Origin of the sequence: Pseudomonas sp. NPDC085632, assembly GCF_044541255.1 — a bacterium.
Taxonomy (GTDB): domain Bacteria; phylum Pseudomonadota; class Gammaproteobacteria; order Pseudomonadales; family Pseudomonadaceae; genus Aquipseudomonas.
In genome coordinates this window covers 52669-69556 of sequence record NZ_JBITSX010000010.1, presented here as the reverse complement: position 1 = coordinate 69556, position 16888 = coordinate 52669, and the positions used below count along the sequence as shown (strand labels likewise).

17 protein-coding genes and 2 pseudogenes are annotated in these 16888 nt (G+C 57.1%); 7 read left to right on the top strand and 12 right to left on the bottom strand.

The window, feature by feature from the left end:
• Nucleotides 1–3: 3 nt before the first annotated feature.
• The 3 genes from ACIF4X_RS10415 (at nucleotide 4) to ACIF4X_RS10405 (ending at nucleotide 1608) form a co-directional block, all read left to right on the top strand.
• Nucleotides 4–540, top strand: a complete 537-nt coding sequence (locus ACIF4X_RS10415) for a hypothetical protein (protein ID WP_397482040.1) — start codon at nucleotides 4–6, stop codon at nucleotides 538–540.
• Between the two features lie 183 nt (nucleotides 541–723).
• Nucleotides 724–1140 carry a hypothetical protein gene (locus tag ACIF4X_RS10410; protein ID WP_322844529.1) on the top strand — a complete coding sequence of 139 codons (417 nt, stop codon included), beginning with the start codon at nucleotides 724–726 and terminating at the stop codon, nucleotides 1138–1140.
• Nucleotides 1141–1179: 39 nt separating this feature from the next.
• A complete protein-coding gene (locus tag ACIF4X_RS10405) occupies nucleotides 1180–1608 on the top strand; it encodes a hypothetical protein (RefSeq protein ID WP_397482039.1) in 429 nt (142 codons plus the stop codon).
• A 71-nt stretch (nucleotides 1609–1679) separates the two neighbouring features.
• Here ACIF4X_RS10405 and ACIF4X_RS10400 read toward each other — a convergent pair.
• The 6 genes and pseudogenes from ACIF4X_RS10400 to ACIF4X_RS10375 all read right to left on the bottom strand — a co-directional run.
• Nucleotides 1680–2102 (bottom strand): annotated as a pseudogene (locus ACIF4X_RS10400) (methyl-accepting chemotaxis protein); the annotation flags it as partial.
• A 120-nt stretch (nucleotides 2103–2222) separates the two neighbouring features.
• Nucleotides 2223–2999: pseudogene (locus tag ACIF4X_RS10395) on the bottom strand (PAS domain-containing protein); the annotation flags it as partial.
• Between the two features lie 580 nt (nucleotides 3000–3579).
• Nucleotides 3580–4593 (bottom strand): ABC transporter substrate-binding protein, encoded by a 1014-nt coding sequence (locus tag ACIF4X_RS10390; RefSeq protein WP_397482038.1) that lies wholly within the window; start codon nucleotides 4591–4593, stop codon nucleotides 3580–3582.
• Nucleotides 4590–5117, bottom strand: coding sequence for a sigma-70 family RNA polymerase sigma factor (locus ACIF4X_RS10385; protein ID WP_397482037.1), 528 nt, complete (start codon nucleotides 5115–5117; stop codon nucleotides 4590–4592). Before ACIF4X_RS10385 ends, ACIF4X_RS10390 begins: the two co-directional genes overlap by 4 nt.
• Nucleotides 5118–5231: 114 nt before the next feature.
• Nucleotides 5232–6023: a phosphate/phosphite/phosphonate ABC transporter substrate-binding protein gene (locus tag ACIF4X_RS10380; protein ID WP_397482036.1), complete on the bottom strand. Its 792-nt coding sequence runs from the start codon at nucleotides 6021–6023 to the stop codon at nucleotides 5232–5234.
• Between the two features lie 54 nt (nucleotides 6024–6077).
• Nucleotides 6078–7019, bottom strand: coding sequence for a fatty acid desaturase (locus ACIF4X_RS10375; RefSeq protein WP_397482035.1), 942 nt, complete (start codon nucleotides 7017–7019; stop codon nucleotides 6078–6080).
• A gap of 325 nt (nucleotides 7020–7344) precedes the next feature.
• Here ACIF4X_RS10375 and ACIF4X_RS10370 point away from each other — a divergent pair, with 325 nt between their 5' ends.
• The gene (locus ACIF4X_RS10370; RefSeq protein ID WP_397482034.1) at nucleotides 7345–7764 is read left to right on the top strand and encodes a GNAT family N-acetyltransferase; all 420 of its coding nucleotides are present in this window, start codon (nucleotides 7345–7347) and stop codon (nucleotides 7762–7764) included.
• 129 nt (nucleotides 7765–7893) lie between these two features.
• Here ACIF4X_RS10370 and def read toward each other — a convergent pair whose 3' ends face one another.
• The 3 genes from def to ACIF4X_RS10355 all read right to left on the bottom strand — a co-directional run bounded on the left by def (nucleotide 7894) and on the right by ACIF4X_RS10355 (nucleotide 9743).
• Nucleotides 7894–8433: a peptide deformylase gene (gene def, locus ACIF4X_RS10365; protein WP_397482033.1), complete on the bottom strand. Its 540-nt coding sequence runs from the start codon at nucleotides 8431–8433 to the stop codon at nucleotides 7894–7896.
• 2 nt (nucleotides 8434–8435) lie between these two features.
• Nucleotides 8436–9386, bottom strand: a complete 951-nt coding sequence (locus ACIF4X_RS10360; RefSeq protein ID WP_397482032.1) for a YihY/virulence factor BrkB family protein — start codon at nucleotides 9384–9386, stop codon at nucleotides 8436–8438.
• Nucleotides 9387–9551: 165 nt separating this feature from the next.
• Nucleotides 9552–9743 (bottom strand): CsbD family protein, encoded by a 192-nt coding sequence (locus ACIF4X_RS10355; protein WP_053122994.1) that lies wholly within the window; start codon nucleotides 9741–9743, stop codon nucleotides 9552–9554.
• A gap of 198 nt (nucleotides 9744–9941) precedes the next feature.
• Here ACIF4X_RS10355 and ACIF4X_RS10350 point away from each other — a divergent pair, with 198 nt between their 5' ends.
• The gene (locus ACIF4X_RS10350; protein ID WP_007917843.1) at nucleotides 9942–10319 is read left to right on the top strand and encodes a hypothetical protein; all 378 of its coding nucleotides are present in this window, start codon (nucleotides 9942–9944) and stop codon (nucleotides 10317–10319) included.
• Between the two features lie 252 nt (nucleotides 10320–10571).
• Here the strand turns inward: ACIF4X_RS10350 and fadD1 are convergent, their stop codons facing one another.
• The gene (fadD1, locus tag ACIF4X_RS10345) at nucleotides 10572–12269 is read right to left on the bottom strand and encodes a long-chain-fatty-acid--CoA ligase FadD1 (protein WP_077574244.1); all 1698 of its coding nucleotides are present in this window, start codon (nucleotides 12267–12269) and stop codon (nucleotides 10572–10574) included.
• A 347-nt stretch (nucleotides 12270–12616) separates the two neighbouring features.
• The gene (fadD2, locus tag ACIF4X_RS10340; protein ID WP_116029959.1) at nucleotides 12617–14305 is read right to left on the bottom strand and encodes a long-chain-fatty-acid--CoA ligase FadD2; all 1689 of its coding nucleotides are present in this window, start codon (nucleotides 14303–14305) and stop codon (nucleotides 12617–12619) included.
• A 200-nt stretch (nucleotides 14306–14505) separates the two neighbouring features.
• On the opposite strand from fadD2, the gene ACIF4X_RS10335 reads away from it, so the two are divergent.
• Both ACIF4X_RS10335 and ACIF4X_RS10330 read left to right on the top strand, forming a co-directional pair.
• Nucleotides 14506–15450 carry a lysophospholipase gene (locus tag ACIF4X_RS10335; protein ID WP_397482031.1) on the top strand — a complete coding sequence of 315 codons (945 nt, stop codon included), beginning with the start codon at nucleotides 14506–14508 and terminating at the stop codon, nucleotides 15448–15450.
• A gap of 42 nt (nucleotides 15451–15492) precedes the next feature.
• Nucleotides 15493–15963 (top strand): MaoC family dehydratase, encoded by a 471-nt coding sequence (locus ACIF4X_RS10330; RefSeq protein ID WP_003227420.1) that lies wholly within the window; start codon nucleotides 15493–15495, stop codon nucleotides 15961–15963.
• A 277-nt stretch (nucleotides 15964–16240) separates the two neighbouring features.
• Here ACIF4X_RS10330 and ACIF4X_RS10325 read toward each other — a convergent pair whose 3' ends face one another.
• Nucleotides 16241–16708 carry a PA2169 family four-helix-bundle protein gene (locus tag ACIF4X_RS10325; RefSeq protein ID WP_034153383.1) on the bottom strand — a complete coding sequence of 156 codons (468 nt, stop codon included), beginning with the start codon at nucleotides 16706–16708 and terminating at the stop codon, nucleotides 16241–16243.
• Nucleotides 16709–16888 lie beyond the last annotated feature (180 nt).

Genomic DNA, 16888 nt, shown 5'->3' with positions numbered 1-16888 from the left:
ATCATGTTGATCAGTGCCAAACAACAGCAAATCATTCACCTGCCCAAAGCGCTGAATGACGATGCGACGTCCACCGCTGCCGCCGGTCTGCAAGGTGGTCTGCACGGCGCCATCCTGCAAAACCAGACCCAGGCGCAAACCGCAGAAGCCACCGCCAAGGTGCAGGATTCGGCCACGCAGATCGCCACCCAGCAAGTCAGCGAAGCCACGCGCATCAGCGACAACGTCGACGAAGCCTTCGCCAAGACCCGCGTCAACCTGCAAGCCACCGATGCCACCACGGCCTCGGCAAAATCCGCCACCGATGAATTCAAGGACTACATGAGCAAGACGCCGGAACAGCGTCTGCGCGACAGTATCCTGCAGTCGATGGGGCTGACCGAAGATGACATCAAAGCCATGCCGCCGGAGAAGCAACTGGCCGTCGGCAAGGAGATCGCGGAGCGTTTGCAGGACAAGATGAAGCTGGCGCAGGCGGAAAAAGACAACGATGTGAAGGACAGTGACAAGCAGGCGGACAAGTTTCTCGCTGCGCTGTGATTCGGCTGTTTTTAAAAAGTCCCGCCAGGGACTTTTTTTGTTTGGAGGGGTAAACCGTTCGTCGCAAATACCGTCGCACCTGTAATTTCTGACAGTAGACGACATGCTCTGCCTGAAGAACTATGGATTTGTTCGCGCATAACCCTATGCGTAACTCCATTAATGATTTGCAGGGATAAGACCATGAGCAAGGATAAAAACGCCGTCGACTTTCTCAATCTGAAGGTTAAGGAAAAAGGTGGAGAGGAAGAATTGATCCCCACCAGCCGCATCATTTTCGATCTGACGCCCGATCTATTGAGAGTGGGCGGATTCGACAATAAAACTACCGCACCGCAGTGGGGTGCAGAGTTCCACATCGGTCAGCCGATTAAAGTGGGTACGTACAGTTTTAATAACTCCAGTAACAGCGGCTTCTATAACCCGATAAACGCCAATGCATCCTGGGGCTCGATCAGTGATGCCAGCGAAATTACCGTGACGGCAGTCGACATCGAGACAAGAAGTATTGCCGGCAACTTCCAGTTCACCGTCCAGGACAGTCACGACAAAGACAAAACCGCAGACGTCTACGGAAATTTTTCGTTCTCGAAGCAGTGATCGGGCGAAGGCCATCCCCCCTTAGCAGGAAGACAATACATGAACAAAGACTTGAGAAAAAAAGCTACCAGAGCCATTGGGCACTTTGCGTTGAACGTGAATGAAAACAACGAAGGGTGTAAGCCTGTTCCAACCTCCCGCCTCATGCTAGACCTGAGCACTGATCAGTTTTATGTAGCTGGGTTCGCTGATAAGAATCTCGATTCACAGGGTGCAGATATCTACATTTTCGGAAAAATCGAAGCAAACAAAACTTACCTCTTCGAATCAGAAGGAGCCCGTGGCAACTACAACCCGGCAAATTTCGAGAGCAGTTCCTGGTCTTCTAGCTCCGGTAGCGGTGAGATCAAAATCGACGAAATAGACTGGGAAAATAAAACTGCAAAAGGCAGTTTCTTTTTTACCGCCACCTCGCAAGACGGGAGCCAATCCGCCGAAATCAATGGAAACTTCAATTTGCAACAATAGTCAGGGCATTGCCGTGCGCGTGCTGATCAGCACCTGTCCCTCAAGTCCGAGTGACAGGTGCTCTGTCATCCTCAGTTCAGTTGCAGGGTTTCATTGAACTGACTGATCGCATCCACCACATGCCTTGAGCCCTGCTGAATCTCCAGAATCACCTCCCCCGCTTCATTCGCCAGCTCAACCCCGAGCCCGGTGCGACTCAGGCTCGACTGCATGCTCGATACCGCACTCAGCGACAGGTCATGGTTCTTGCGCACCACTTCGACAATTTCCAGCGTGGCCTGACTCGTCCTTGCCGCGAGGCTGCGCACTTCATCCGCAACCACCGCAAAACCGCGCCCATGTTCACCGGCTCGCGCCGCTTCAATGGCGGCATTAAGCGCCAGCAAATTGGTCTGATCGGCAATGCCGCGAATGGTCTGGACGATGGTGCCGATGATGTCCGATTGTTTGCTGACCGCATCGATACTGGATGCCGCTTCGTTGAGGTCGCGGGAAATGTCCTGAATGATCTGCACGGTTTGCTGCACGACCTGTGAGCCTTTTTGCGCGCAGGCGTCGTTTTGTACCGAGGTGCTGTGGGCCGATTCGGCGGCGTTCTGCAAGGTGGTCATCTGATGGGTGATGTCGCTGGCGAACTTCACCACTTTGTACAAGCGGCCTTTGGCGTCGAACAATGGGTTGTAAGACGCTTCCAGGTAAACCATCTGCCCCGACTTGTTCTTGCGCTCGAAACGATGCGAGTGATATTCGCCACGATTGAGCGAAGCCCAGAAGGCTTTGTACTGCGCAGACTCGGCTTCGGCACGATGGCAAAAAAGACTGTGGTGATGCCCGACGATTTCGTTGAGCGAGTACTGCATGGTCTTGAGGAAGTTGTCGTTGGCGGCGATGACGTTGCCTTCCGGGGTGAACTCGATCACCGCCATGGAACGGCTGATCGCTGCCAACATGCTTTCTTCTTCGTGTTCTTTATTCACCCGAGCCGTGATGTCGGCTGCCACTTTGATCACGCTCTGGACTTGCTTGTCCGGGCCATACACCGGCATGTAACTGGCTTCGAGCCAGACTTCCCTGCCAGCCTTGTTCAAGCGCAGAAAAGTGCCGCTGATCGGCTCACCGCGAGCCAGGTCACGCCACAATTTGGCGTACTCCTCACTGCGATAAAACGCCTCTTCACAAAACACCCGATGATGCTTGCCGCGCACCTCTTCGGCGCTATAGCCCATGGTCTTGCAGAAGTTGTCGTTGGCATCGAGCACGATGCCGTCAGGGCTGAACTCGATCATTGCCATGGAGCGGCTGATCGCCGCCAACTTGGCATTGGCTTCAGTCAGAGCGCAGCTGAAGCGCTCGATTTCCTGCAGGTCAGCCTTGTGATGTAGGTTGAACATGGTTGTATCACCTTCCGCGCGGACTTTTGATTTGATGAAAGTTCAGTTCTTTCAAGATCCACCACTACGTTCCACAGAACAGGCACACGCATTCCTCCACGGGAGGAAGTTGTCAGGTGATAAATGATGATCAATCGGAGAGTCCATGCAGCGACGCTCTAATCAAGACATCCTTCTCTTGATAGCCCGCACGCGGGCCAGCCCTAACGCGTTGAAGAACTTCCATGTAGACGACGCTCCTTGTTGGTTCAGTGTCGGTGCCTTGGCTTGCGCACTCTGGCAGCATGAATTCACGGACCAACGATGTGTTTCAGCCATGTTTTGACATGACGGTCGACATAGTTAGTTACAGGAAGCATAGCCAGCGGGAAGCCTTGCGCAAGGCCACTAGTCGGCCAGTATCTGGCACTTTTTGCACAAGAAACGGTTCAGCGGGGAGGTGATGGCAGGTCTGACGCCATCGCTGGCAAGCCAGCTCCCACAGGGTTCTGCGCTTTAGATCAAATCAGCGCGTTTCCTGTGGGAGCTGGCTTGCCAGCGATGAGGCCATTACAAAACTACAAAAACAACAGAAAACGACTTACAGACCTCCGCTCACCTTGGTCGCCACATCTGCAGGCACCCATGGCTTCCAGACCTGCGGCTGATCACGCAAAAACGCCTGCGCCACTACTCTCGGCTGCAAACGTTTTTCGCTCATGCCGGCCAGCGTCTGGTTCAACAGATCAATCGGCAAATCGACCTTTTCAAAGAACGTCACCAGTTCCGGGTACTGCGCCTTGAACGGCGCCGACACGCCAATTGCAAGGCTCGCCGGCATCGAACGGGTGCCTTTGGGATGCGGGTTATTGGCATCGGCCAGGGTTTTCCAGGCCTCGGCATCAAACGGCGGTTCATCCAGTTTGACCAGTTTGAATCGACCGAGCAGCGGCGTTGGTGACCAGTAGTAGAACAGCACCGGTTTACCGCGTTTGATCGACGATGCCACCTCGGCATCCAGCGCCGCGCCGGAACCGGTGCGGAAATTCACGAAGCTGTCGTTCAGCGCATAGGCCTTGAGCTTCTGGCTGTTGACGATCTCCGAAGTCCAACCGGTCGGACTATTAAGGAAGCGTCCGCGCGACGGATCTTCCGGATCGCGGAACACATCCTTGTAGCGCGGCAGATCGGCCACTGATTTCAACTCCGGCGCCAGCGGCTTGATACCGCGCTCGGGGTCGCCCTTGATCACATATTCCGGCACCCACCAGCCTTCGGTCGCGCCTTTGACGGTGTCGCCGAGGCCGAACACCTTGCCCTCGCCGGCGGCCTTGACCCACGCCGGACTGCGCCCGGCCCACTCTTCGCCGATCACCTGAATATCGTTTTTCGCCAGCGCCGCTTCGAGACTGACGGTGCTGCCCGGCAGTGTATCGGTTGGATAGCCGTAGCCTTTTTCAACGATAAGGCGCAGCACTTCGGTGATGAAACTGCCGCTTTCCCAAGTGATGTCGCCGAAGTGGATCGGCGCGGTTTTTTCCGTTGCGGATACAGCGCCGACACTCAGGCTCAACGCCAATAACGAGCTGCCGAGCAGGGTTTTGATCGATCTCATGCGGACCTCTTGTCTTGCAGGAATTGGTTGGCGCTGTGGCGATCGCACAGTGCTTGGGAACGGGTCATGTACACGCTGACCGAACGTTGGGAGATGCCCAGTTCGGCGGCGATTTGCGGGTAGGTCAGGCCATCGATGCGCGCCAGCAGAAAGGTCGAGCGGACCTTGCCGGGCAAGCGTTGCAAGCTGTGATCCAAGCGGTGGAGGGTTTGCGAGAGCGTGACGAGGTCTTCCGGCGAGGCGGCGTAATCGACATCGATTGACTGGCGATGACGACGCTCCAGATCAGCACGCCGCCAACGCTGATAAAGCAGACGCTGGGCGATGGTCGTCAGCAAGGCGCGAGGTTCACGAATGGGCGTCAGTGCCGGGGCTTGGAGCAATTGCGCGAAGGTTTCGGCGGCGATGTCTTCGCTGCTGGCGCTGTCATGCACATGTCCGCGCAGGTATGCGCAGAGCCAGCGATAGTGGGCGCGGAACAGACCGTCCACGGTGTGGCGATGGCAAAGCTCGGCGCCGGACATAGGGGCTCCTTGATGAGGGGTCGCTGAATGTCCGGTGTTCCGGTGGTGCGATCGTAGCAAGGCGCCTTATTCGTTAAAAATACTTAAAACGAATTCTTATATTCTCTAAATGCATTAGCGAATACGGCCATAGCCCAAGCCTTCGGCCTGCTGTTGATAGTCGAGGAGAATCTGGTAATCGCTGGTGTTCGCCGGAAGTACTTCCCGCAAGCCCAGTGTCTGCGAGACGTCGGGCTGTTCGCGCAAGGTCTGGTTCATCACGTGCCGAAGTGTTTCGATCTGCTCGTCCGTGGCGCTGGCAACGGTAATGAACGGCAGGGTCGGGCTCAGGGCGCTGCGCGCAATCACCCGCAAGGCGCTGACGTCTTCAGGCACATACCGGGCGAGATAGGCGTAGGTAACGCTGTCGATGGCGGCCAGATCGGCGCGGTTTTCGCGCAGCCAGCGCAGGCTCTCGCGATGGCCGCCGCTGATACCGACCGAGGCGAAGAATTGTCCGTCCCGATTCAGTGGCGCCACGCGCTGACGCAGCAGGTTCATGCCACTGTTGGAGTCTTCGCTGTTGATCACCCCGCGACTGTTGTGAAAGTCCGCCAAGGTTTTGCGTGGGTCGTCAGCGTGGCCGAGGATCAGGCTGCAATGATTGCCATCGCTGGCGTCGGGCAGTTCGTAGCGTGGACGGCCGACGATGCGCACTTGTCCGCACAATGCAGTCATCAGCGGATAGCCGCAGGTTTGCGTGAGCAGCAACTCGGGGGATAACCAAAGTTCGGGCAATGACAGGCCTTCAGCGCTCAGGCGAGTGTGGCCAAGTTGATCGAGAATGCGCGCAATCCAACGCTCATTGGCCGCGCGGATGGGCTCGGGGGCGACGTACATCAGTAGTTCGGTGTGGTGTTGAGCCATACACATATTTTCCGAGTTACAAATATCCAATGTGGGACGGTAGTGTTCTTGAGATCAGTGGAAGGGATGCTCGGGACTGTCGATCGGCTGGAAACCATTGCGCCGCCAGAACTCGCCATACCCTTGCACCAGAAACCCGCCACTGCGCGCAATCCACTGCTCGCGATGCATCTGGTAAACCCTGGGCAAGTCGTACCACGAAAGCTTCGGCAAGTCGTGATGCACCAGATGAAAGTTCAGATTGAGGAATAACCAGCGCCACGGCCAAGCGGCCTCATTGAGCACCGTGCGTTGTTCCGGTTGCGCATGCGGGCGATGTTCGTAGTAGGAGCGAATCATCGCAATCGACAGCGCCGGCACGCTGATCAGCAGCACGTAATGCCAGACCGGCAGCACGCTGACACGGGCGACAAACCACAGCATCAATAATGTAAACGCACCATGAGTCAACCACATCAGCCAGGCCTGGCGCTCGCCGTTTTTCAGCCGCAGCAACTCTTCTTTGGCCAACGCTATCAACGCCAGCGGGGCGCCAATCAGGAAGCGTCCGAGCACGGTTTTGTTCAACCAATGCAAGCTGCGCTCGAACAGCGAACTGCCCTGCCAGCCAGCGCGGGTCAGGTAACGGCTTTCGGGATCGACGCCGGGTACGGTGAGATCCTCATCGCGGTGATGCAGCAAATGGCTGTCGCGATACAGCGTGTACGGATACCACACGGCAAACGGCGCGTAGCCGAGGATCTTGTTGAAGCGAACCCAGCGCGTCGGATGCCCGTGCAGCAACTCGTGCTGCACCGACAGCCACAACACCAGCAGCGGGATCAGCAACAGCGTGCTCAAGGCACGGCCCAGGCAATGACTATTGAGAACAATGGCAAACCAGGCGCCATAGACGCCGATCAGCAACAGCCAGGTCGGCCATTCGGTGCGAGCGGTAAAGCGTTGGCGCAGGGTGTCGATCTGCTGACGATGGGCGGCGTCGAAGTAATGGGACATGGCATTGCTCGGAACGGGATTCTTCCCCTTCTGTGCAACGACGATGCGCAATCTTGCAGGTTATTTTCGGGTTCAGGCAGGAGCCCGAGAACCGGGCTCCGGAAAGGCGAAATCAATGGCCGAAGATGTCGACTTTCTTGGCTTTTTTCTCCGCGCGTTTTTCAATCGCGGTCTTGGCCGGTTTCTTCTTCGCGGCTTTCTTTGAATCCATACCTTTGGACATGATGCGTACTCCACTCACAGGGGATGTAGGCTCAGGTATACACCTATCCTGTTGCGCGCGTTCTTTTATAATCGCCGCTTTCAGCGCCGACAGTCCGATCCCATGCCCGACACCCAATACACCTTGCTCGACGCGTCGTTATGGCCGTTGATGAACAAGTTTTACCGCAGCCACCAGTCCTCGATGAAAGCGGTTCGCGATGCGCAATTGTGGGTCGCGCGGCGGGGAGAGATTGTTGCCGCGTTGTGCTTGCGGCCGGTCGCGGGTGGGCATTGGTTGACCGGGTTGTTTGTTGATCCGGGCTGTCGTGAGCAGGGGCTTGCCGCGCATTTGATCGCGACGGCGGTGCAGGATGTGAGCGAGCCGGTGTGGCTGTTCTGTCATCCGGATCTGCGCGGGTTTTATGAGCGGCGCGGGTTCACGTTCGACCCGGCGCTGCCCCAGGCGATGGCGGAGCGGTTGAGCCGGTATGCGCGGAGCAAGCCGATGATTGCGATGGAGCTGAGCTCCTCTCAATCCTGATGTGCAACGCAAAACCAATGTGGGAGCGAGCCTGCTCGCGAAAGCGGTGTGTCAGTCACAGAATCTGTCACTGACATTGCGCATTCGCGAGCAGGCTCGCTCCCACAGGGATATGTGCTGGGTCTTGGATCAATCGTCGGCAGTGGGATCGAGATCCGGGAACATCACTTCGGTAAAACCGAACTTGCTGAAGTCGGTGATGCGCGACGGGTACAACCGGCCGATCAGGTGATCGCATTCGTGCTGCACGACGCGGGCGTGGAAACCTGAAGCGATGCGCACAACCGGTTCCCCCTTCGGATCAAACCCTTCGTAGCGAATCTGCTGATAACGCTCCACCGCACCGCGTAAACCCGGCACCGACAGACAGCCTTCAAAGCCCTCTTCCTTCAGCGGACTCAACGGTGTGATCAATGGATTGATCAGGATCGTCTGCGGCACCGCTTCAGCGTCCGGGTAGCGTTCGCTGTGTTCGAAACCAAAGATCACCAGTTGCAGATCGACACCGATCTGCGGCGCAGCCAGGCCGACACCGCCGACGCTTTCCATGGTCTGGAACATGTCGTCGATCAGTTGCCATAGCTCAGGGCTGTCGAACATCTCGGCCGGCACGGGCGGGGCGATACGCAGCAGGCGCTCGTCGCCCATTTTCAGAATTTCACGAATCATGATCAGACTTCGTCAGTGTCCGGCTTGAGCGAATGATCGCGGCCCAGGCCCGAGACGTGTTGTTTGGGATGTTCATCGAGTTCGCCGGGGACTTTCTCACCCGCATCCTTGCCCTCGCTGGACATGTGCTCGATCACCGCGTTCATCTCGGCGCCGAGCAGCAACACAGCGGCAGAAATGTAGAAGTACAGCAACAGCACGATGATCGCCCCGATGCTGCCATACATCGCGTTGTAGTTGGCGAAGGTTTTCACGTAGAACGCGAAACCCAGTGAGGCGATGATCCACACCACCACGGCCAATACCGAACCGGGTGTAATGAAGCGGAATTCCTGTTTGACGTCGGGCATGACGTAGTAGATAAGGGCGACAGCGACCATCATCAGAATCACGATCACCGGCCAGCGCGCGATGGTCCATACGGTGACGATGACCTCCTCCAGCCCGACCTGCGCGGCGATCCAGCCCATTACCTGCGGCCCGAGCACCATCAGCGCGGCGGCCACCAGCAGCATGCCGGCAATGCCGACGGTGTAGACAATCGACAGCGGGAAACGCTTCCAGATCGGCCGGCCTTCGACCACGTCGTACGCGGCGTTCATCGCACTCATCATCAAGCGCACACCGGCGGAGGCGGTATACAGGGCGATAACGATACCGACGGAAAGCAGGCCACCCTTGGACTGCTGCAACTGATCGATCACCGGATTCACCTGCTCCAGTGCTTGCGGTGGCAAGACCAGTTCCGATTGCAGGCGCAGCCAGGAAAAGAAGTCCGGCAGGTGCAGGAAACCGATCAAGGCAATCAGAAACAGAATGAACGGGAACAGCGAGAACAGCATCTGGTAGGCCAGTGCCGAGGCGTAGGTCGACATTTCGTCGTCGACGAATTCAGTGACCGTGCGCATCATCACCCGATGCAGGGGCAGACCTTTCATGTCTGGAAATATCATTCGCGTCTCCTTTCGCCGCAGTACAGGTTTGAAGTCGTGGCGACTCAGGGGCCGTTTTTTACATCAAGGTAGCTTGTTTGGCGAACCTTGCCGGGTGTCAGCAGGATTTCGACACAAAAACGGCCATCCTTGGATGGCCGTTCGTGTCTTTCGTTCAAGGCTGAGTTACGCCTTGTCGACGCCTTTTTTCACAGCGTCTTTGGCTTTGCCGACGGCTTGCTGGGCTTCGCCTTTTTTCTCTTGAACCTTGCCTTCGGCCTGCAGCTTGGTGTTGTCGGTGGCTTTACCGACGCCTTGCTTGACGTTGCCGACCGCTTCGTTGGCCATGCCTTTTACTTTATCGCCTGTGCTACTCATGGTGTTTCTCCTTGGTGCATTAAGGGGGAAAAGTCAGTACGTAATGATTGACTGGCCGGATTTACGCCAAGTTTCATTTATTTTCGCAGGTTCATTTCGTCGCGGCGTGCAGGTTGGGCTTTATGTTTGCGTGCGAAGCCCCGAGAATGCGCTCCATATGGGCGCTGTGCGCCAGTGAACCGATACCGCAGGAATGTTATGAAACTCGATAAAACGCAGGCCATCGCCCGTCGCAACAAGGAACTGGGCGGCGCCGTGCTCGGCACCAACAACTGCCACTTCGCCGAACTGAACCGCAACCGCAACATCTGGTGGTTCGACCTGCCGGTGTCGCGACTGGCGATCGGTCAGTACGAGTGGATTCACCTGCTGATGCACACCCCGGCTACCGATGAACTGCTGCACCTGAAAGTGCCGACGGTTTTCCTCCGCGAAAAGCTTGAGGGCCTGGTGATTCGTAACGAAGGCAAGCGTAAGGCGGCGCTGAGTCTGGAGCTGAGTGCGGACAAGGATTCGTATCTGCAAGACATGCGTCCGGCGGGGACCAACGTGAATTTCGCGCCGTTTCGACAGTAGGATTTGTTCAGCCCCCTTCCCCTCACCCTAGCCCTCTCCCGGAGGGAGAGGGGACTGACCGAGGTGTCTGGATGAGCTACACCGACCTGAGATATCGAGTCGAACTCAGATTCTGAAAAGCCCCCCCCGATCGGCTTCCTTCCTCCTCGCCCCCCCTGGGGGAGAGGGTTGGGTGAAGGGGTAGATTTACCAGGCACTGCAAATCTACAGCCTGCACCAACAAAAAGCCCCGCATCTGCGGGGCTTCGTGTTTTAAGCGGCGGACTTGGCCTTGATCTTCTTCAGCTCTTCATCACGCAACTCGCGGCGCAGGATCTTGCCGACGTTGGTGGTCGGCAGCGCATCGCGGAATTCCACCGAACGCGGCACCTTGTAGCCAGTGACGTTGGCGCGCATGTGCTCCATCACCGTTTCCTTGGTCAGCGTGACGCCCGGTTTGGCGACGATGAAAATCTTGATCGCCTCGCCCGACTTCTCGTCCGGCACGCCGATGGCCGCGCACTGCAACACGCCCGGCAGGGTCGCCAACACGTCTTCCAGCTCGTTCGGGTAGACGTTGAAACCGGAGACCAGAATCATGTCTTTCTTGCGATCGACAATGCGCATGTAGCCGTCCGGCTGGATCAGCGCGATATCACCGGTCTTCAGCCAGCCTTCGCTGTCGAGCATTTCATCGGTGGCTTCCTGACGCTGCCAGTAGCCCTTCATCACTTGCGGGCCCTTGACGCACAGTTCGCCGATTTCACCCAGCGGCTGCTCGACACCGGCATCGTCGATGACTTTGCACAGGGTCGATGGCACCGGAATACCGATGGTGCCGATCTGGATGTTCTGGATCGGATTGACCGTGGCCACCGGGCTGGTTTCGGTCATGCCGTAACCTTCGCAGATGGCGCAACCGGTGACCGCTTTCCAGCGCTCGGCAGCGGCCAGTTGCAAGGCCATGCCGCCGGACAAGGTGACTTTCAGCGCCGAGAAATCCAGCTTGCGGAAACCTTCGTTATTGCACAGCGCCACAAACAAGGTATTCAAACCGACGAAACCGCTGAACTTCCACTTCGACAGTTCCTTGACCATCGCCGGCAGGTCGCGCGGGTTGCTGATCAGGATGTTGTGGTTGCCGATCAGCATCATCGCCATGCAATGAAAGGTGAACGCATAGATGTGGTACAGCGGCAGCGGCGTGATCAGGATTTCGCAACCTTCATTGAGGTTGGAGCCCATCAGCGCTTTGCACTGCAGCATGTTGGCGACGAGGTTGCGATGGGTCAGCATCGCGCCTTTGGCCACGCCGGTGGTGCCGCCGGTGTACTGCAGCACCGCAACGTCGCCGCTGTCCGGATTGGCTTCGGCCACCGGCTGGCCCTGGCCCTTGCTCAGCACGTCGTTGAACTTGACGGCTTTTGGCAAGTGATAGGCCGGCACCATTTTCTTCACGTACTTGATGACGCTGTTGATCAGCAGGCGCTTGATCGGCGGCAGCAGGTCGGCGACTTCAGTGACGATAACGTGTTTGACGCCGGTTTTCGGCACCACGGCTTCGGCCAGGTGCGCCATGTTCGCCAGGCAAACAAGGGCTTTAGCGCCGGAGTCGTTGAATTGGTGTTCCATTTCCCGCGCGGTGTACAGCGGGTTGGTGTTGACCACGATCAGCCCGGCGCGAATCGCACCGAAGACGGCCACCGGGTACTGCAGAACGTTGGGCAGTTGCACGGCGATTCGATCACCGGGCTGCAAATCGGTATGCTGTTGCAGATACGCGGCAAACGCACCGGACAATTCGTACAATTCACCGTAGGTGATTGTCTTGCCCAGGTTGCTGAATGCCGGTTTGTTGGCGAAGCGTTGGCAGGATTGCTTCAACACTGCCTGAATGTTCGGATACTCGTCCGGATTGATGTCGGCAGCAATTCCAGCCGGGTATTTATCCTTCCAAAAGTCTTCGATCATGGAAGCCCACTCCTCAGCAACGCGAATTCTTCACCGCATTTGATGCGATTATTATTGGTGTGTGTTTGGTATTGGTGAATCTGGCTTTTACAGAGGCCGAGAAGTCACAAAGCGCGCCGAGAGTAGCAGCTTTGCCAAGGGTCGACTAGAGCCAAAAGCGGCCCCTACAGTCATTATCATGACTCAAGACTACCCAGCAGTCATTTTAGAGCAAAAATCCTATAAAACCTTGAAAGCCCCGGTTTTCGGGGACGTAAAGCAAAAGATCGCAGCCTTCGGCTGCTCCTACAGGAAATGCATTCCGAGGTAGGAGCTGCCGAAGGCTGCGATCTTTTTGCTTTTAACCGTCAGGCGATATCGCGCAACTCACGCCGCAGAATTTTCCCGACAGGCGTCATCGGCAATGACTCACGCAACACGATGTGTTTCGGCACTTTGTACGCGGTGAAATTCTCTTTGCAGTAGGCCTTGAGTTCTTCGAGGCTGACCCCGGTTTCCCGCGCCACCACAAACAGCTTCACCGCCTCCCCCGAACGCTCGTCCGGCACACCGATCACCGCACAGTTGGCGACTTTCGGGTGCGCCATCACCACGTCTTCGATTTCATTCGGGTACACGTTGAAACCGGAGACGATGATCATGTCCTTCTTGCGATCGACGATTCTCACGAAACCGTCCGGATCGATCACCGCGATATCGCCGGACTTGAACCAACCCTCTGCATCCAGCACTTCGGCCGTGGCTTCAGGCTTGTGCCAGTAACCCTTCATGATCTGCGGGCCCTTGATGCACAACTCGCCGCGCTCGCCCATCGGCTGCTCGACACCGTCATCGTTGATGACTTTGAGCAAGGTGCCCGGCACCGGCAAACCGACCGTGCCCAGCCGCGACTGATCGCCGTACGGGTTGGTGCAGGCCACCGGCGACGTTTCGGTCAGGCCATAGCCTTCGGTGATACGGCAACCGGTCATCTGCTCCCAGCGTTCGGCGGTGGCTTTGACCAGCGCGGTGCCGCCAGAGTTGGTGAGCTTGAGGCTGGAGAAATCGAGGGTCTTGAAATCCGCGTGTTCCATCAGCGCCACAAACAAGGTGTTCAAGCCCAGCAGCGCCGAGAAGCGCCAGTTCTTCAACTCTTTGATGAAGCCGGCGATGTCGCGCGGGTTGGTGATCAGCACGTTGTGGTTGCCGGAAACCATCATGCACATGCAGTTCGCCGTGAACGCATAGATGTGATACAGCGGCAGCGGCGCGATCATCACTTCCTGGCCTTCGCGCAGCAGCGGCTGGCCGTCCGGGCCGAGTTGGGCGAGACAGGCGCGCACTTGCTGCATGTTCGCCACCAGATTGCCGTGGGTGAGCATCGCGCCTTTCGCCAGCCCGGTGGTGCCGCCGGTGTATTGCAGCACGGCGATGTCGTCGAGGCTGACCTTCAAAGGCTTGATGCCCAGGCCACGGCCCATACGCAACGCACTCTTGAAGGAAATCGCCTGGGGCAGCGAATACGCCGGGACCATTTTCTTCACTTTGCTGACCACGGTGTTGACCAGCCAGCCCTTGGCGGTGGGCATCAGATCGCCCATCTTCGCTTCGATCAGGTACTGAATGTCGGTGTCGGGCAGCACTTCCTGGACCTTCTGGCCGAACATGTTCAGGTACACCAATGCTCGTGCGCCGGAATCCTTGAACTGGTGGCGCATCTCCCGTGCGGTGTACAGCGGGTTGGTGTTGACCACGATCAGACCGGCGCGCAAGGCACCGAACACGGCAATCGGGTAATGCAGGACGTTAGGCATCTGCACGGCGATGCGATCGCCCGGCACCAGATCGGTATGCGCTTGCAGGTAACCGGCGAACGCAGCGCTCTGGCGCTCGAGTTCGGCGTAAGTCAGGGTGATGCCCATGTTGCTGAATGCCGGGCGGTCGGCGAACTTTTTGCAGGAACGTTCGAACACCTCGATCACCGACTTGAACTCACCCATGTCGATGTCCAGCGGTACGCCGGCCGGGCGTTTGTCGTTCCAGAAATCAGGTTGCATTGTTCTTGTCCTCTTTACCTGAGCCGATCCGGGGCCGCTTTCTGTCATTTCTGAAAAAGCGGAGCTTCACGGACACTAGCAGCTATGGCCATTGAGGCAAATATGGACAAAGCCGTCATTGATCGTGTGAATCTTCCTGCCGTGGCGTGGGCTGATCAGACGCGCTATACAATGATCCGACTCTGAGCAAAGGAATCGCCATGATCCACGACACCTTATGGTTGGACGCGAGTGACCGCAGCCGCCTGTTCGTCAATCAATGGCTGCCGGCGGCGCCGTTGAAAGCGGTGATCCTGCTGGCCCATGGCATGGCGGAACACAGTGGCCGCTACGCGCGACTGGCCGACACGTTTTGCGACAAAGGATATGGCGTGTACGCGCCGGATTTACGCGGACATGGCAAAACCGCCAATCACGGTACCCTCGGCCACTTCGCCGATGATGATGGCTGGTGCAAAGTGCTCGGCGATCTGGCCAGCCTCAACCAGCACATCGGCCAGCAGCATCCCGGCGTGCCGATCATTCTGCTGGGGCACAGCATGGGCAGCTACATCGCCCAGGGTTATTTGCTGCATCACAGCGCCAGCCTGCACGGGGCGATTCTCAGTGGTTCAAACTTTCAGCCCGTGGCGCTGTACGGCGCTGCGCGACAGATCGCCCGTCTGGAAAAACTGCGTCAGGGTGGCAAGGGCCGCAGTGCGCTGATCGAATGGCTTTCATTCGGCTCGTTCAACAACAGATTCAAACCGGTACGCACACGCTTCGACTGGCTGAGTCGCGACCCGGCCGAGGTCGACAAATACGCTGCCGATCCACTGTGTGGCTTTCGCTGCACCAATCAACTGTGGATCGACTTGCTCGGCGGCTTGCAGCAGATCAGCAAAGCGTCCAATCTCGCCCAGATCGACCCGGGCCTGCCGCTGCTGATAATCGGCGGCGAATGTGATCCGGTGAGTGAAGGCAAGCGTCTGACAGATCTGGCCAATGCGCTGCGCACGGCCGGCAGCCAGCACCTGCAACTGAAGATCTACCCGCAGGCGCGGCACGAATTGTTCAATGACACCAACCGCGACGAAGTGACTGCGGATGTGCTGGCCTGGATCGATCAGGCCCTGAGCCATCCGCGCCCTCATCGCAGCGAATAGTTTTTTGTGGATTCACTGAATCCGTCACAGGAATCGAGACCGATGACCCAGGTTACCAACATCCCTTACGAAGCCCTCGAAGTCGGCCAGACCGCCAGCTACAGCAAGACTGTTGAAGAGCGCGACATTCAACTGTTTGCCGCGATGTCGGGCGACCACAACCCGGTGCATCTGGACGCCGAGTTTGCTGCCGCGAGCATGTTCAAGGAGCGCATCGCTCACGGCATGTTCAGCGGTGCGTTGATCAGTGCTGCAGTGGCTTGCGAACTGCCTGGGCCGGGCACTATTTATATCGGTCAGCAGATGAGCTTTCAGAAGCCGGTGAAGATTGGCGACACGTTGACCGTGCGTCTGGAGATTCTCGAGAAGCTGCCGAAGTTTCGTGTGCGCATTGCCACCCGTGTGTTCAATCAGCGTGATGAGTTGGTGGTGGATGGTGAGGCTGAAATCCTCGCACCGCGCAAGCAGCAGACGGTGACGCTGCCTACTCTGCCGGCGATCAGCATTGGCTGATTGATTTGTGGTGTGTCAGATAGAGCTTTTCCCCCTCACCCCAGCCCTCTCCCCCAGGGGGGCAAGGGGGAAAGGGAGCCGATCTATGTGGAATTCAAATCCCGAGTTCGACTGGATATTTCAGGTCGGTCTATCCCCAACATCCACCCCAATCAGTCCCCTCTCCCTCCGGGAGAGGGCTAGGGTGAGGGGCTTCTGCTTCTGCTTCTGCTTCTGCTTTTCCCAGCCCCATAAAAAAACGCCAGACTAGCTGGCGTTTTTTGTACCCGGCAAATGCTTACGAACGTGCGCGAGCCTGGTTACGCAGGGCTTTCACCTGGTCGTGGTTGCGTTGTACGCCGTGATACTGACGTTCAACCAGATCACGAATACCCACCAGGTTATGCTTGTTGATCTTCTCGATGGCTTCACGATAAGCCTTCAGCGCATGGTCTTCACCGCGCTCGGCTTCGTTCAACACAGCCTCTTCGTCCTTGCCGGTGAACATGGCTTTGACGTCGACCCAACGACGGTGCAGATCACCGCTGACGCTGGTGGAAGTTTCCGGATCGCCGCCCAGCTTGCGAACTTCGGCTTGCAGTTCCGCAGCAGCGGTGGCGCAATCGGCAGAGCGAGTGACAAACAGGGTTTTCAGTTCTGGATGTTTGATGTCTTCAGCGCAAGTCTTGAACCCTTCCTGACCGTCCTTGCTGGTTTCAATCAGGTCATTGAGTACAGAGATGGCTTCTTTATTCATGTCGGTCATTTTTCAATTCCTTGCGATTGGTTGAAGATGCAAGGGATATTGCAGTGTGCATGCCAGCTTTTTTGTTTACATAAAATCGTTATATATCAATGACTTAAATATAAATGAACTATCTGTATCACGGTTATTTGCATGATCTGTCATTTGGCCTGCATGCAGAATGCCTGTATTTTCCTGATT

Excerpts from the sequence above, each read along its gene's own strand:
- ACIF4X_RS10410 (WP_322844529.1), top strand. The coding sequence starts at position 724 with ATGAGCAAGGATAAAAACGCCGTCGACTTTCTCAATCTGAAGGTTAAG.
- ACIF4X_RS10355 (WP_053122994.1), bottom strand. The coding sequence starts at position 9,743 with ATGAGTAGCACAGGCGATAAAGTAAAAGGCATGGCCAACGAAGCGGTC.
- ACIF4X_RS10370 (WP_397482034.1), top strand. The coding sequence starts at position 7,345 with ATGCCCGACACCCAATACACCTTGCTCGACGCGTCGTTATGGCCGTTG.
- ACIF4X_RS10335 (WP_397482031.1), top strand. The coding sequence starts at position 14,506 with ATGATCCACGACACCTTATGGTTGGACGCGAGTGACCGCAGCCGCCTG.
- ACIF4X_RS10360 (WP_397482032.1), bottom strand. The coding sequence starts at position 9,386 with ATGATATTTCCAGACATGAAAGGTCTGCCCCTGCATCGGGTGATGATG.
- ACIF4X_RS10325 (WP_034153383.1), bottom strand. The coding sequence starts at position 16,708 with ATGACCGACATGAATAAAGAAGCCATCTCTGTACTCAATGACCTGATT.
- def (WP_397482033.1), bottom strand. The coding sequence starts at position 8,433 with ATGATTCGTGAAATTCTGAAAATGGGCGACGAGCGCCTGCTGCGTATC.
- fadD1 (WP_077574244.1), bottom strand. The coding sequence starts at position 12,269 with ATGATCGAAGACTTTTGGAAGGATAAATACCCGGCTGGAATTGCTGCC.
- ACIF4X_RS10380 (WP_397482036.1), bottom strand. The coding sequence starts at position 6,023 with ATGGCTCAACACCACACCGAACTACTGATGTACGTCGCCCCCGAGCCC.
- ACIF4X_RS10390 (WP_397482038.1), bottom strand. The coding sequence starts at position 4,593 with ATGAGATCGATCAAAACCCTGCTCGGCAGCTCGTTATTGGCGTTGAGC.
- ACIF4X_RS10405 (WP_397482039.1), top strand. The coding sequence starts at position 1,180 with ATGAACAAAGACTTGAGAAAAAAAGCTACCAGAGCCATTGGGCACTTT.
- ACIF4X_RS10415 (WP_397482040.1), top strand. The coding sequence starts at position 4 with ATGTTGATCAGTGCCAAACAACAGCAAATCATTCACCTGCCCAAAGCG.
- ACIF4X_RS10350 (WP_007917843.1), top strand. The coding sequence starts at position 9,942 with ATGAAACTCGATAAAACGCAGGCCATCGCCCGTCGCAACAAGGAACTG.
- fadD2 (WP_116029959.1), bottom strand. The coding sequence starts at position 14,305 with ATGCAACCTGATTTCTGGAACGACAAACGCCCGGCCGGCGTACCGCTG.
- ACIF4X_RS10385 (WP_397482037.1), bottom strand. The coding sequence starts at position 5,117 with ATGTCCGGCGCCGAGCTTTGCCATCGCCACACCGTGGACGGTCTGTTC.
- ACIF4X_RS10330 (WP_003227420.1), top strand. The coding sequence starts at position 15,493 with ATGACCCAGGTTACCAACATCCCTTACGAAGCCCTCGAAGTCGGCCAG.
- ACIF4X_RS10375 (WP_397482035.1), bottom strand. The coding sequence starts at position 7,019 with ATGTCCCATTACTTCGACGCCGCCCATCGTCAGCAGATCGACACCCTG.